This window comes from Marivirga arenosa, from assembly GCF_030503895.2.
In the GTDB taxonomy this organism is placed as follows: Bacteria; Bacteroidota; Bacteroidia; order Cytophagales; family Cyclobacteriaceae; genus Marivirga; species Marivirga arenosa.
Genome location: NZ_CP129970.2, coordinates 3,032,682 through 3,047,087, shown reverse-complemented (window position 1 = coordinate 3,047,087; position 14,406 = coordinate 3,032,682). Strand labels below are relative to the sequence as shown.

11 protein-coding genes are annotated in these 14,406 nt (G+C 32.4%); 5 read left to right on the top strand and 6 right to left on the bottom strand.

What is annotated here, in order from left to right:
• Positions 1 to 156: 156 nt before the first annotated feature.
• Complete coding sequence (locus QYS48_RS13270) at positions 157 to 1,482, top strand: HAMP domain-containing sensor histidine kinase (RefSeq protein WP_308356331.1); 1,326 nt, start codon at positions 157 to 159, stop codon at positions 1,480 to 1,482.
• A gap of 101 nt (positions 1,483 to 1,583) precedes the next feature.
• On the top strand, positions 1,584 to 2,153 hold the full coding sequence (locus QYS48_RS13265; protein WP_302124355.1) for a DUF3109 family protein: 570 nt from the start codon (positions 1,584 to 1,586) through the stop codon (positions 2,151 to 2,153).
• 23 nt (positions 2,154 to 2,176) lie between these two features.
• Here the strand turns inward: QYS48_RS13265 and QYS48_RS13260 are convergent, their stop codons facing one another.
• From QYS48_RS13260 to murC, 3 genes are all read right to left on the bottom strand, one after another.
• On the bottom strand, positions 2,177 to 4,408 hold the full coding sequence (locus tag QYS48_RS13260; RefSeq protein ID WP_308356330.1) for a PAS domain-containing sensor histidine kinase: 2,232 nt from the start codon (positions 4,406 to 4,408) through the stop codon (positions 2,177 to 2,179).
• A 212-nt stretch (positions 4,409 to 4,620) separates the two neighbouring features.
• Positions 4,621 to 5,424: a 3'-5' exonuclease gene (locus QYS48_RS13255; RefSeq protein WP_302101253.1), complete on the bottom strand. Its 804-nt coding sequence runs from the start codon at positions 5,422 to 5,424 to the stop codon at positions 4,621 to 4,623.
• Positions 5,425 to 5,476: 52 nt separating this feature from the next.
• A complete protein-coding gene (gene murC, locus QYS48_RS13250) occupies positions 5,477 to 6,850 on the bottom strand; it encodes a Mur ligase family protein (protein ID WP_308356329.1) in 1,374 nt (457 codons plus the stop codon).
• A gap of 184 nt (positions 6,851 to 7,034) precedes the next feature.
• Here murC and dnaB point away from each other — a divergent pair, with 184 nt between their 5' ends.
• From dnaB to QYS48_RS13235, 3 genes are all read left to right on the top strand, one after another.
• Complete coding sequence (dnaB, locus tag QYS48_RS13245; RefSeq protein ID WP_308356328.1) at positions 7,035 to 8,600, top strand: replicative DNA helicase; 1,566 nt, start codon at positions 7,035 to 7,037, stop codon at positions 8,598 to 8,600.
• Positions 8,601 to 8,688: 88 nt separating this feature from the next.
• Positions 8,689 to 9,681, top strand: coding sequence for a zinc-binding dehydrogenase (locus QYS48_RS13240; RefSeq protein WP_308356327.1), 993 nt, complete (start codon positions 8,689 to 8,691; stop codon positions 9,679 to 9,681).
• A gap of 91 nt (positions 9,682 to 9,772) precedes the next feature.
• Positions 9,773 to 10,543, top strand: a complete 771-nt coding sequence (locus QYS48_RS13235) for a sterol desaturase family protein (RefSeq protein WP_302124350.1) — start codon at positions 9,773 to 9,775, stop codon at positions 10,541 to 10,543.
• On the opposite strand, the gene QYS48_RS13230 is transcribed toward QYS48_RS13235, so the two are convergent.
• The 3 genes from QYS48_RS13230 to QYS48_RS13220 all read right to left on the bottom strand — a co-directional run bounded on the left by QYS48_RS13230 (position 10,537) and on the right by QYS48_RS13220 (position 14,351).
• Positions 10,537 to 10,785 (bottom strand): Rho termination factor N-terminal domain-containing protein, encoded by a 249-nt coding sequence (locus QYS48_RS13230; RefSeq protein ID WP_302101254.1) that lies wholly within the window; start codon positions 10,783 to 10,785, stop codon positions 10,537 to 10,539. The two genes, QYS48_RS13235 and QYS48_RS13230, sit on opposite strands and share 7 nt — an antisense overlap.
• Positions 10,786 to 10,929: 144 nt before the next feature.
• Positions 10,930 to 13,566: a carboxypeptidase-like regulatory domain-containing protein gene (locus tag QYS48_RS13225; RefSeq protein WP_308356326.1), complete on the bottom strand. Its 2,637-nt coding sequence runs from the start codon at positions 13,564 to 13,566 to the stop codon at positions 10,930 to 10,932.
• A complete protein-coding gene (locus QYS48_RS13220; protein ID WP_308356325.1) occupies positions 13,563 to 14,351 on the bottom strand; it encodes a GLPGLI family protein in 789 nt (262 codons plus the stop codon). The genes QYS48_RS13225 and QYS48_RS13220 overlap by 4 nt, the downstream gene beginning before the upstream one ends.
• Positions 14,352 to 14,406: the final 55 nt, after the last annotated feature.

Sequence of the window (14,406 nt, the reverse complement as noted above, 5' to 3'; positions counted from 1 at the left end):
AGTTTAATTAACCTAAATCTTTATGATTTCATTCATATTGAAGATTAAAATTATTCATAATCAATCTTCAATCTTACATGATGTAGAATCCTCACTCATCGGAACAATTGCTTTAATTTAGATTTATTTAATATATTAGTTTAAACATATAAATTTTTGAAAAAATTATATCAATACAATTTATTCTTACTGTGGTTCAAAAAACCAAAAACTGAGGAAAAATTCAACTTAAGCTGTTTTAAAGAAGACCTTTATTCCTTGCGCTTTGTTATCATTCTGGGAACAGCACTTAGTATCATATTTATATTTGTTGATATCATCCGTTATGAACCAGATTTCATTTCCATTTTATTCAGAGGTGGGATGGGAATTGTTTTATTAATGCTTGGAGGTCTTACGTTTTTATTCAAACCTGAAAGATACAAGCTCACTCAGTATATGGGAATATTGATCGCTCTTTTCGTGTCTTCTTTATTCTTTTTACACTATCATTTTAACGATGATCCTACTTTTGATATTTTCTTGTCCAACATATTAATGGTTCTTATTTTTATTATTTCAACCATAATGGGAATGAGATTTAGATATGCCTTATTGGTGAATTCGATCAACTTTTTAGGCTATATCCTATATATAGAGAATTTTAATTATTCCATGATTGCGGAAAGACAAATATCGCAGCTTTTTGTTGTGTACATGGTAGGTATTTTAGCTTCATACATTTTGGAACGCCAAAAAATGTTATCCTTCATTAATAAGAATGAATTAGATCTTGAAGTTAAAAAAGTAGAATCCCTCAATACTGTTAAAAACAAACTATTTTCTATCATTAGTCATGATTTGAGGGCGCCTATAGTATCATTAAAAGGGATATTAAATTTATACCAAAGTAATTCACTCACTGAGAATGAATTTAAATCGATTACTAAAGATTTAGAAGAAAATTTAAATAATTCCTCCATTTTATTAGACAATTTATTAGCATGGTCAAAAAGTCAGCTTCAAGGCTTAGAAATTAAAAAAACTGAGATTAATCTATTTAAGAAGTTTGAGAACTTAAAGAAACTGTTCAAAAATCAACTTAAATCAAAAAACTTATTCATTAGTATTGACATTAATGAAAATGACAAAGTTTTTGCTGACCGGGAAACTATTCAAATTGCCTTTAGAAATATTATATCCAATGCTATAAAATTCACTCCACATGGAGGTGAAATCACAGTAAAGTCAAAGCCAGAAGCTGAAGACAAAATATCTATTTGCATAAAAGACACAGGGATGGGGATGAGCCCTAAGAAGTTGAAAAACCTTTTTCACATCAATAATGAAACATTAATTGGTACTTCAGATGCCAGTGGAGCAGGAATAGGATTATTATTAGTAAAAGAATTTATAGAATTGAATGATGGTGAAGTTTCAGTAGAAAGCACCTTAGGAGAAGGCACTACATTTAAAATAGTATTACCACTCATTAAGTTATAACTATGCCTTTCATTAGAAGCTTTTTAATAAAAGCAAAAAGAATCTCAAAATCATCAAGCTTCTATTAGAGTCAATTCCACGAAATCAATTAATTTTGTAATATGATATTAGTAGGAAATACTGTCATCTCTGATGACATTAAAGAAAAGAACTTCGTTTGTAATATTGAGAAATGCAAGGGTGCTTGTTGTGTAGAAGGTGATTTAGGAGCACCTCTAACGGATGAGGAATTACCCATCATGAAAAAAATATATCCTAAGGTAAAACCTTACCTATCAAAAGAAGGCATTAAAGCCATTGAAGAACAAGGAGAATACATTGAAGACTGGGAAGGGGATTACAGCACTACTACTATAAATGAAAAAGAATGTGCCTATGCTATCTATGATGAAAAGGGAATTTTAAAATGTGGAATTGAGCAAGCCTACAACGATGGTGAAATTGATTTTATCAAGCCAGTTTCTTGTCATTTATATCCTATTCGTATTACAAAATACGATGATTATGATGCTCTAAATTATGACAGATGGCACATATGTGATCCAGCTTGTGAATTAGGTGATAAGCTAGGAACTCCAATCTATAAATTCACTAAGGACGCCCTTATTAGAAATTACAGTAAAGAGTGGTATGAAGAATTAGTTAGAGAAATCGAGTCTGATAATGCGTAATGTATCATCAGAAAACTAGGCAATTACTTAGCTAAATTTGGTAAAACAACCGTGAACTTTGTCCCTTCTTTTGGAATAGATTCAACCTTTATCTCACCTTTCATTTTCTGAAGAGTTTCTTTCACAATGTAAAGACCAATTCCTGTACCCTTACTGTGATTTGATGCTCGATAAAACATTTCAAATATCTTATCAAGGTATTGTTCCTCAATTCCTAAGCCATTATCAGATATCTCTATGACAGCCCTCTTTTTATCAGCCTTAATTTTAATATTCACATATGGATTAAACAAATATGGATTATAGTATCGAATTGCATTTGATACTAAATTATTAAAAATGACTTTCAACCTTCTTTTATCAGAATAAAAGTCAACATCACACTTTACCTCAATTTTTCGCTCAATTTTACTAAAATTATCTAGGTATTGATAGTTGTCAAAAGTATCCTGAACCAGTTCTTCAAAATTGAGAACCTCTGATTTAATTGTCTGTCTTGCATTTCTTGATAAATCAACAATATCACGAATGAAGTCATCTAACTTATCAATACTTTTATCCGCTAGTTGCAGATAATGAGCTAATTGATCTTTATTTGATTCGGTCTTCGCTAAGTTAATTAATCCCTTTACCGAACTAAGCGGTGCTTTTAAATCGTGAGAAGCACTGTAAACAAAGCTATCCAATTCAGTATTCAGCTTTTTCAACTCCCGGTTCTGCCTTTTTAACTTTTCCTGTACATTCTTTAAAGCGGTAACATCACGAATGGCTCCGTCAAAGTATCTTATCCCGTTTTCATCTTCACTGACCATACTACTTAATAGCCCGGTAAATACTTCACCATTCTTTTTCCTGAACTGGACTTCAATATTGGTCATTTCTTTTGACTCTATTAAAAGCTTTCCTAGTCTCTCTCGATCCTCTGGGTTTGCATAAATATTTTGAAGTTGGTTATTCTCATATAACTCTTCTTTTGATTCGAAACCAAACATTTTTACAAAAGCTTGATTTATAAAAATCAATCCTTTTTCGTGTGAACTTCTATAAATGGCTTCTGAAATATTTTTATTAACAGAGGCAATTATTCTTTCGTTGCTTTTAATTTTTTCTTCTGCCTCAAAGCTTTCTGTAATGTCTTTTGTAAGACAAGCCACACCAAATATCTTTTCATTTAATACTACAGGGAAGATTTTTGAATCTACTACCTTTACAATCTGCTCTCCGTCTCTATAAAAATCTATATAGCTTTCTTCCTTACCATCAAGAGCCTTACTAATTCTTTCATATGTTTTATCATAAGTCTCTTTTAGCTCCTTGTAATCAAGTACATTCATCCCAATTTCAGGAGTAATACCATACATTGTTTTTAAATGATGATAAAACTTATTATTAAAAGCCATTAGGTTAAAGTCAGCATCCACCATCCAAATAATTGAGTCTAAACTATCAAATATTGACCTTAGACTTGCTTCTTGATGCATGACTTCACCTACTTGAAACTTTAACTTATTATAAAATTCATCTTGCAGGCTAGTATGTTCTTTATGTAGCTCTTTAAAATCAAAAATAATCGAGTTTAGCAATCCACAAATTGCTTTTAACTCTTCACCTCCTTTAGGCTCTATATATTGCGTTTTCTCTTTCTCCCAAGCTAAATTGCTAATGGATTGTACTAAATCACTAATTTCAGGCGTACTTGAATTTTCTTTTGATTTTCTTAGCCTTCTAACTTCTGCAATTAATTCTTCCTTAGAAAGACTTTCTAAATCATCATCCTTTACAGTGCTTCGAAAACCTTCTAAAACATATTTAACTGCTTCTTTTGGTTCATTTACCCGAGTTATGCCCTCTACATGTTCTGGCTTGTGAAGTTCATACATATCAATAATTAGCTTACCTATACCTTGATTTATAAAAAGAATGTCGGACCAATATTTCCTAAGTGATAAGTTAAAATAATTCACTTCCTTTCTTGTTGAAGAAGGTATATTGCTTAATTGAGTAGTATCTAAAATAATACTTAATTTTTGACCATTGCCCAAACCAGACGCTTGATGTAAATTTTTAAAGAATTGCTGAGATTTATCACCATCAGTTTCACCAATAGGCATTACATACAGTATTTTATTCTCTATAAGGAGATAAAAACACTTATAATTGGCATATCTGGTTATGTTTAAATCATCTAATAACTGGTATTGATACTTTTGATTATTCAAAAGCCCAGTTATTTCATTAAGATATTCGGTATTCAACCCTGTTAATATTTAAAATATTTTGAATATTTTAAAATTAACTAAAATTAATATTATAAAATGCTCTCTTTATAAGTTTTATATATGATGTAGGATAAACCAAAAATCTATGATTATACTGTATTAAAAACGGAGTGTAGTTATTGAAATAATTAAGAAACAAAAAAGCCCAATTCATAAATTAATTGGGCTTTTGATATTTTGAATGTTTACTAATTCTGAAAACCTCTTAACTTAATTTCGGTTAATTTTCGCTTTGTATCCATTGGAAAATCGCCTTTCATCATCCAATCATAATAGCCAGACTCCTTTTTCAATACATTTTCAACCGCTTGGCCTTTATGCTTTCCGAAATTGAATACTTCTATACCGTCATCATTAAACACAAATCGACCCGCCAAATCAACCATATTATCATTTGTTATTTGATGTAAGGTTTCTACATTATTCTCAATTGTGCCCAAAACCTTACCTTTTAAGTCTTTCAAACTTTCACCTTCATATCTTTTAATCTGCGCATCTAATACCTCCAAAGTAGCTAGAGTATCCGCTTCTGCAGAGTGAGCATTTACTAATTCTTTATCACAATAAAATTTATAGGCTGCTGACAAAGTTCTCTTTTCCATCATATGGAAGATTTTTTGAGCATCTAGTAGCTTTCGCTTCGAGATATCAAAGTCAACGTCTGCTCGCAAAAATTCTTCTACCAATACTGGAACATCAAATTTCAATATGTTAAAGCCTGCTAAATCACACCCATGAAGAAATGATGATAACTCTTTAGCTACTTGCTTAAATGTGGGCTTTTCTTTCACATCTTTATCATAAATTCCATGAATTAGACTACTTTCTACTGGAATTGGCCTTTCAGGATTTACCTTATCAGTATTTTTAATGGTTGAACCATCAGGCATTACTTTAACGAACGAGTATTCTACGATCCTATCATTCACAACATTTGTACCTGTAGTCTCTAAATCGAATATTACGAGTGGATTTTTAAGCTTTAAAAACATAAATAAATTAAAAAAATTAAATGGGTGTTAAGATGGTTTTTCAAATGGATATTTAAGAAACTATTTCTTTTGCTAACTGCTCAAGATCTAATCGTCCAAAATGGCCAGAACTTAAAAAAGTAAAAGTTGACGCTTTTCCTTTTTGAGCTAATATAGCTTCTTTCAATTTTTCATCATCATTGAAAAATCTCAATTCAGAATCATTAAATGCATTTTTGAGTAAATCTTCATTTATGTCTGCGCCTCCATCAATTTTTAGATTATCAGGATTAATATATAAAAAAGAAATATCTGAATGCTTTAGAGAATCTTTATACTCCTTTAGAAAGTCTTTATCAAGACTACTAAAAGTATGAAGCTCATAAGCAACACACAATTTCTTATCAGGAAATTGATAATGTAATGCATTTACAGTTGCTCTTAGTTTTGAAGGTGCATGTGCATAATCCTTATATACTTTTACTTCAGAGGTTTCAGCAATTAATTCTAGTCTATTTTTAGCTCCTTTAAATGACTTTATGGCCTCATAAAATTTATCAGAAGGCACACCTAAAATTGAACATACTTCTTGGGCTGCTTTAATATTTTGAAGATTGTGTTTTCCAAAAACAGCTACTTCCACTTTACCATGATCCTTTGTTTTCAAAAAGGTTTTCCCATTGACTACTTCAGCATCATGCGCTGCATAAGCCACCTTACGTACATCTTCTCTATCTTTAGCCCCTACAATATTTGCTAAGTTATCTTCTTCACAATAAACAAGAGATCCAGCTTTAGGAGTTTTATCGGCAAAAAGATCAAACTGTTTTGTATAATCTTCAAGATTAGGAAATACATTTTTATGGTCCCATTTAATCCCTGAAATCACTCCTATATGATGATCATATTTTAAAAACTTAGGAGTAAGGTCTAGTTTAGATGATAAATACTCATCACCTTCTATAATGATGATGGGGGCATCAGAAAGCTGAACTGTTAAATCAAAACCTTCCAATTCAGCCCCAACCAAATAATCAAATGGCTTCCCGATAGATTTTAGAACATGCATAATCATGGCAGTAATTGTACTCTTTCCATGACTACCGCCTATTACAATTCTTTGTTTATTGCTAGAAACTTCCCTGATGAATTCTGGAAACGAATAGATTTTTAATCCTAACTCTTTAGCTTTCTTTAATTCAGGATTATCTTCCTTAGCATGCATTCCCAAAATCACTGCATCTAAATCAGAAGTAATACAACTATCATCCCAACCAATAGAAGGAGTTAAACCAGCAGCTTTTAATTTACCTTTTGCAGGTTCGTAAATTTCATCATCAGAACCTGTAACATGAATATTTTTTTTATGAAGGGCGATAGCTAAATTATGCATCACACTTCCACCTATTGCTATAAAATGTATTTTATTTATTTGATCTAAATTCATTTGGTTTTTGTTAGTTAGTCAAAAATAGAATAAAGTTTAGCGCGTGGCAAATTATCTTTTATTTTTAGCTGTTGATAAGCTGTTGATAAGTTGTCGGAAACTTGGTCGGTTTTCGTTAAAGATAACGAAAATAATAATTTAGTTTTGTTAGCTTTTGAAATTTCAAAATTAAGTAGGGGAACATATGGAACAAAGGAAATCATCCGCATTGAGAATTGGTCAGAAAAACAAAAAAGTCGATTTAAGCGACAATATGGGCAAAATACCACCTCAAGCGGTTGAATTAGAAGAGGTTGTTTTGGGAGCATTAATGCTTGAAAAAGATGCATTAACGAATGTTATTGATATTTTAAAACCAGAAAGCTTCTACAGAGAAGCACATGAAGAAATATATAAAGCCATCATCCAACTTTTCAACAATTCGGAACCAGTTGACCTTATGACGGTTACGAATCAGTTAAGAAAAAACGGGAAATTAGAATTAGTTGGCGGTTCATATTATATCACATCCTTAACATCTAGAGTTAACTCAGCTGCCAATATTGAGTACCATGCAAGAATCATTGCAGAACAAGCAATTAAAAGACAACTGATTAAAATTTCAAGAGAAATTCAGGAGGATGCTTATGAAGACACTACTGATGTTTTTGATTTATTAGACAAAACAGAACAAGAACTTTTTGATGTAACCAACTCAAACATCAAAAAGAATTATGCTGATATGTCCTCTTTAATGAAACAAGCCTTTGTTGAGTTAGAAGAGCGTAAAAATCATACTGATGGATTAACGGGTGTACCAACTGGTTTTTCTGCATTAGATAGAGTTACGTCTGGCTGGCAAAAATCAGATATGGTGATTATTGCAGCCCGACCTGGTATGGGTAAAACAGCATTCGTGGTTTCTGCATTGAGAAATGCCGCTGTTGATTTCAAGCAGCCTGTTGCGATTTTCTCACTAGAGATGAGTTCAGTACAGCTGGTAAACAGATTGATATCGGCAGAAGCAGAATTGGATTCAGAAAAAATCAAAAAGGGAGATTTGAAGGATTATGAATGGCAGCAGCTAGTACATAAAACTGCTGCATTAACAGAAGCCCCTATCTTCATTGATGACACTCCTGCCCTTTCGATATTAGAATTACGAGCAAAGTGTAGAAGGTTAAAACAGCAGCATGATATTCAATTAGTGGTAATTGATTATTTGCAGTTAATGTCAGGTGATAGCACAAAATCAGGAGGTGGATCAGGAAACCGTGAGCAGGAAATCGCTTCTATATCAAGGGCATTGAAGAATATTGCAAAAGAATTGAATGTACCAGTAATTGCCCTTTCTCAGTTAAGTCGTGCTGTTGAAACACGGGGTGGAGATAAAAGACCTCAACTTTCCGATTTGAGGGAGTCAGGATCAATTGAGCAAGATGCCGATATGGTAATGTTCCTTTACCGACCGGAATATTATGGAATAACTGAAGATGAAAACGGCATGCCAACCTCAAATGTAGGTGAAGTTATTATAGCCAAGCACAGAAATGGTTCTTTAGAAACTGTACCTCTTAAATTTATCGGTAGATTTACCAAATTCTCTGACTTGGATGCACCCGGCACAGGAGGAGAAGCGGTTCCGTATGGAAGTACATTCCCATCTCAAGCAGGTGTACCTTCTGATTTTGACACCCCTAGTGCAGTAACTATGCCTAGTAAGGCTACCGGTAATGATACTTCTCAGGATTCTGACGAAGCTCCATTTTAACGTAATTATTCATATTTAGCTTTGGTATTATGTATTTGTCCAATTAGATTTAAATTTTACTAAGCTACTATTAAAAAATCTCGGATTAATGAAAGCACTTGTAATAGCAGATAATCACAAATTAGAATTTAGAGAAAAAGAAACTCCTGCATTAAAAGAAAACCAAGTACTTATTAAAATTCAGGCAGTCGCCCTTAATCATAGAGATCAATTTATAAGAGAAGGCAAATACCCTGGAATAAAAATTGGAACTACTTTAGGTTCTGATGCATGCGGACGGGTTATTGAAACAGGAGAAAAAGTTGATGAAGTATGGAAAGGAATGGATGTATTAATCAATCCTAATGTGGGATGGGGTGAAAACCCTAACGTACAAGCTCCAGATTACCATATATTAGGAACCCCAACCGATGGTTTGTTCTGTGAATATGTCGCTATAGATGTCAATAAAATAGCTGAAAAACCTACACACCTTGATGCTGAGATCGCAGCAGCATTACCTTTAGGCGGTATGACAGCCTATAGAGCATTATTTCATCATGGGAAATGTGAAGCAGGAAGTAAAGTTTTAATTTCTGGTGTTGGCGGTGGTGTAGCTCAATTTGCTTTTCAGTTCGCCTTAGCAAAAGGGGCTGAAGTCTTCGTAACTTCAAGTGATGAAAATAAAAGATCTAAAGCCATAGAACTTGGTGCATCAGCAGCATTTAATTACAAAGATGAGAATTGGACAAAAGAAGCAAAAGAGAAATCAGGAGGTTTTGATATAGTGATTGACAGTGCAGTTGGAGATGGTTTGAATGACCTTATTAAATTAATGAACCCAGCAGGACGGATCGTTTTTTATGGGGCTACCAATGGGAAGCCAAAAGATATAGATGTTTTCAGAATGTTTTGGAACCAGATAACCCTTCAGGGAAGCACAATGGCTAATGATGATGAATTCAAAGCTATGCTTACTTTTGTCAAGAAAAACAGAATTGAACCTATAATTGATTCCATTAGACCTTTTGAAAATATAGTAGAAGCCTTCGATAAAATGAAAGAAGGTAAACAGTTTGGGAAATTAGTAGCTAAATTTTAACAACACTCCTAAACTCTATCATTTACTGCTTCAATAACATTGTTATTGTTTTTTAACCATCATTTATTGATATTACACAATGATAGAATGGATGGAGTTCATTTATGATTATTTCTCTCGAGCATTTTGGAATATCTCTTATCGATACTTCATAACTGCCAGCATAGCTTTTGTTAGCTTTTATATCATATTCAGAAAGTTAGTTGCAAGTCGAAAAATTCAAGATAAGTTTCCAAAATTGAATGACTACGGACGTGATATTGGATATTCAACACTTACCATTTTCATTTTTACAGTAATTGCAGTTCTCAGCTTAAAAACCTTTGCAGAATACTCTTTGATTTACGATTCCATTTCGGATATGCCAAAATGGTACTATTTCACTTCTTTAGGCCTAATGTTTATCCTTCATGATTTCTATTTTTATTGGATGCATAGAATTATGCACCATCCAAAACTGTATAGATACATTCACAAAGTTCACCACACCTCTACAAACCCTTCACCTTGGACAGCTTATGCTTTTCATCCCTTAGAGGCAATTATTGAAGCAGGTATTATTACTTTAATCGCTTTTACAATTCCAGCTCATAGAAGTGCAATTGCTATATTTTTCATTTTTCAGATAATTTATAACGTATATGGACATACCGGCTATGAATTGTGGCCAAAAAACTTCCACAAGACTTGGATCGGGAGATTCGTAAATACTTCAGTAGCCCATAATATGCATCATAAAAAATTTCATGGAAACTACGGATTATATACACTACTTTGGGATAGAGTTTTCGGTACAATCCGAAAGGATTATAACACTGATTATGAGAACCTTTTTCTTAAAAATAAACATCAAAATCAGTGATTTCTTAACGAATCAATAAGTTCCTTTTTATTCATTTTAGATCGCCCTTCGATTCCTACTTTTTGAGCCTGATCTTTTAATTCATCAACTGTCCATTCCTCATAAGCAGCAGACTTCCCTCCTTTTTTACCAGAATCAGGGGTATTTGCTATCCGAGCAGCCTTCTCTTTACTCATACCTTTATCTCGTAAAGCTTCGTATTGTTCTTCGTTTTTTATACTTGGTATATTATCTTTTCCCATTTCTAAAAATACTTTTGCTTATTGAACCGTTTAGAAAAGGTATTGTTACGTTAGGTCTTGGTAGATTAGCTTATTTCCGTATCAAGATACTCTATCAATATCGTTACTAGATTTAGTTTAAATACTATTAACTTAAGGAAGGTATTACTCAAATTTACCCAAGGAAAATTGAGCAGTTAATAAAAACTGTCTTGGTCTCATTTGAAATTGGTTAAGCACATAATTATTAGCATCTGCAAATACTGAAATATAATCTTGATTATTCATTAGATTCCTACAGTCTAAAGTTAAATCGAGCCCTAACTTGCTAAAAATGTAATTGTATGACAAATTCAAAAATTGATTAAAGCCTGTATTCTCACCCGAAATAAAATTATTATTGGCTTGAAATTGAACTCCAAAATATTGACTATCATTTAATGAAAAGTCCAATAGAAGCTCGTGCTTATCTCTTCTTAAAAAATTGACTCCAACTTCGTTAATTTCATTAGATAAGAAGTCTTGTCGAAAAGCATAATCATATTCTATAAAAGAAGTCACTACTCCCCTTGCTCCTAAACTATAATTGAAGTTTTTATTTTCTATATCTGACAAACTACCATTCAAAATTCTCGGACTCAGCATTTGCATGGCAGTAGAATTAACGAAAAAAGTTGTTTTAATGACGTTGAAATACTTGCTTATGTCCATGGATAGCATCTGCCGAGTCGAATTGATCTCCTCTTCTACTGTATTGACAATGGAAGCTCCTTGCTGAGAATAACTATAACTCTCTTGAATATTAGAAGTCATCAGGCCATATTTGTAGCGTAAAGTCCAGAAAAATGCTTTAATAGGATTTCTATATTGAATATTTCCGCCAATTGATTTTGATTGGATTTCTTCCAAGGGCGTTTCAAATCTCAGTAGATTTCGATAAGATCTTAAAATATAGCCATTGTGAATTCTGTTAACATTGCCAAATTCATTTTTGATTTCTGCATTAAAATTCGCTTTCCAAAAGTTGTTGACTTTATAGTGCGCATTGAATTCAGGCTCGAGGTTTAAACGGGTAAAATTATTTTCTTGAGTAGCCATACCATTGTCTTTCATCCAGAAGTTCCTGTAAAACAAAGGGAGGTTAAAAGTCGCAATCCATTTTTTATATGCATATTCTGACTTAATATTTAAATAGGGAGAAAGATTAATTAAGCTCAAATCATTAGATCTTAAGGAATCTGAAGACCCTTCATTTTCGGGGTTAATTTCCGAAATTAAGTCCTCTGATAATAGGTTAAATCCCATTTCAGGATTCACTAACACCCTCCCGAACTTTTTGGACATGCTTATTTTATTTTGCGTATCCAGTATATTTTTATTTAGATGCTGAATTGCGTTTCCAGTATTCCCAATTGCATTTGAAAAAACGGGGGGAGTTATGCTAAGTAATTCATTGTTCCTAATATAATTGGAACTAGATTTAAAAGTGATCAAGGAATTGAAAATCTTTTTAATCGCTAAAATTTCATTTTGAGCCCAAAAATGAGACTGATCTATATCCTGATTAAAATCGGACTGATTCGAAAGATTTAAGGCTCCTACTTTATTATCTAGGGTAGAATTAATAGAAATGCTCTGTTTATAATAACTGTCAATAATATTTTTCTCTAAAAAGAGCTCCCCTTTTATCACGTTTGAATTAATTTCATTTCGCTTAATCTCTGATAATTGAATGCTATCATTCGGTATAAAAATTTGAGTCTCTGTGCTCCCATTGAGCACTTTTCCTGCATCCAAATAATTAATATTTCCTTTTATCTGCCATTTTTCATTGACTTTTCTTAAATAATTAATGCTTCCTAAATGCGACTGATTATCTAGCCAAAATTTTTCATTAAATGGAGGTTGATTAATAGATTGGACTTCAAGTAAATAATCTTTTCTACCAAAGTTAAAATTTGAAGAACGAAAGGATTGCAATTCTCTTTCTAGATTATTGCCCGTATTATTGGATTGAAAAGAAGCAATCAGTTGTTGCTTCTTATTGAAGAGCATCGGACTAATGTTAGCTTCCCATAATCCCGGACTAAAACCTCCGCCCAATTTTCCACTTCCGGTAATTGTGACATTTTTATTCAGCTTAATATTTAATGAAGTTTTATTAGAAAAAACCAGGCTATCATAAATTCTGATCGGTTGATGATTCTCCAATATTTGCACATCAGTAACTGCTCCTGCCGGTAAATTATTGTTGGCCAAATTATATCTTCCTTCTAAAAGGTCGAGCCCATCGATATAGTATTTTTCAATAGGTTCGCCCATGTAGCTTACTCGACCATCACCATCCACAGAAATACCAGGCAATTTCCTTAGCACGTCAGCAATTACTCTATCCTGCTGACTTTTAAACGCATTGACAGAATAATTAATGGTATCTCCAAAATCAATGATGGGAGGTGCTTTTAGTTTGACCTCATCTAATTCCACCACATCTTCTGTCATTTCAAAATTGAGCTCTCTTGAAGCATCAACAAAAATAGACTTTTTGATCTTTTTATATCCGATATAAGAAACTTCTATTATTAAACTATCCTTCTCATTTATAGAGAGTTGATACTTACCATCCTTGTCTGAAATACTAAAATCTAAAATTTTAGCGCTATTATTTTTTAAAACCACAGATGCCCCAATGAGCAGCTCTTCTTTACTATTTTTAACTTTACCAAAAATTTTAAATTGCGCATATGCATTGCATAATCCGAGATTGAATAAAAAAAATAATATGGCAAGGCATATTCTCATTCTAGCTCAATGGGATTATTGGCTGTGGATTTCTTTGGCTTTTTATTACCGTCCATTTGTGAAAATACTCTTTCAGCCATCGCTTCTGCATTGGCTTTATAATTTGCTCTCATTTGTTTGTATTCGTCTTCTGTTATTAATTGATAATCCTCATTTAGTAGATTTCTCTTGATTTCATAATTCCCTTTTTCCAAACCGACCAAATCAAATTTATAGTGCTCCTTAGTATCATAAATTGAAATAATTAAACCCGGTAAACCATAGAATTTATATGGTCCGTCACTTATAGGAATTTCAGCATCATACCAAGCAATGTAATTTCTGCCAGCGTATGAGGTGGTAGCTTTTTGACAACTATATCCATTAATATTTTTAGTTTCATTGCTTAGCGTCCAATCCATCAATTTTAACGGCTGATAATAACTATACAATTCGGTTGTAATCTGATGCAAATTTTCAATTCTAGATTCCTGAAAAATCTTATTAATTTTAACATAAAACTTTGTTCTAGGTCTATTCATTGTTTGCTCTACTATTTCTTCAGTAGTCATATTACCTTTTTTGATTTCCAGCCTAATTGAATCTCTCAAAGCATTGTTGTAACTCAAAAACTGAGATAAATCATTATTAACATACAGCAAAAAAATTTCTGATTCTATATTTTTATCATTGGTAGAATCGGCTTGAAAGTTTAATTCATAAGTTGCTTTGAAGCCACTTTGAGCATCAGCTTTGAAACTTAAAAATGATATTATAAGTAAATTTATGGAAAGTATATATTTCATTTATTTAAAATTAGGTGTTAAGAAAAAAAACATACTGATAAAACTTTATCAGTAT

Excerpts from the sequence above, each read along its gene's own strand:
- QYS48_RS13225 (WP_308356326.1), bottom strand. The coding sequence starts at position 13,566 with ATGAGAATATGCCTTGCCATATTATTTTTTTTATTCAATCTCGGATTA.
- QYS48_RS13220 (WP_308356325.1), bottom strand. The coding sequence starts at position 14,351 with ATGAAATATATACTTTCCATAAATTTACTTATAATATCATTTTTAAGT.
- QYS48_RS13265 (WP_302124355.1), top strand. The coding sequence starts at position 1,584 with ATGATATTAGTAGGAAATACTGTCATCTCTGATGACATTAAAGAAAAG.
- QYS48_RS13255 (WP_302101253.1), bottom strand. The coding sequence starts at position 5,424 with ATGTTTTTAAAGCTTAAAAATCCACTCGTAATATTCGATTTAGAGACT.
- dnaB (WP_308356328.1), top strand. The coding sequence starts at position 7,035 with ATGGAACAAAGGAAATCATCCGCATTGAGAATTGGTCAGAAAAACAAA.
- QYS48_RS13240 (WP_308356327.1), top strand. The coding sequence starts at position 8,689 with ATGAAAGCACTTGTAATAGCAGATAATCACAAATTAGAATTTAGAGAA.
- QYS48_RS13230 (WP_302101254.1), bottom strand. The coding sequence starts at position 10,785 with ATGGGAAAAGATAATATACCAAGTATAAAAAACGAAGAACAATACGAA.
- QYS48_RS13235 (WP_302124350.1), top strand. The coding sequence starts at position 9,773 with ATGGAGTTCATTTATGATTATTTCTCTCGAGCATTTTGGAATATCTCT.
- murC (WP_308356329.1), bottom strand. The coding sequence starts at position 6,850 with ATGAATTTAGATCAAATAAATAAAATACATTTTATAGCAATAGGTGGA.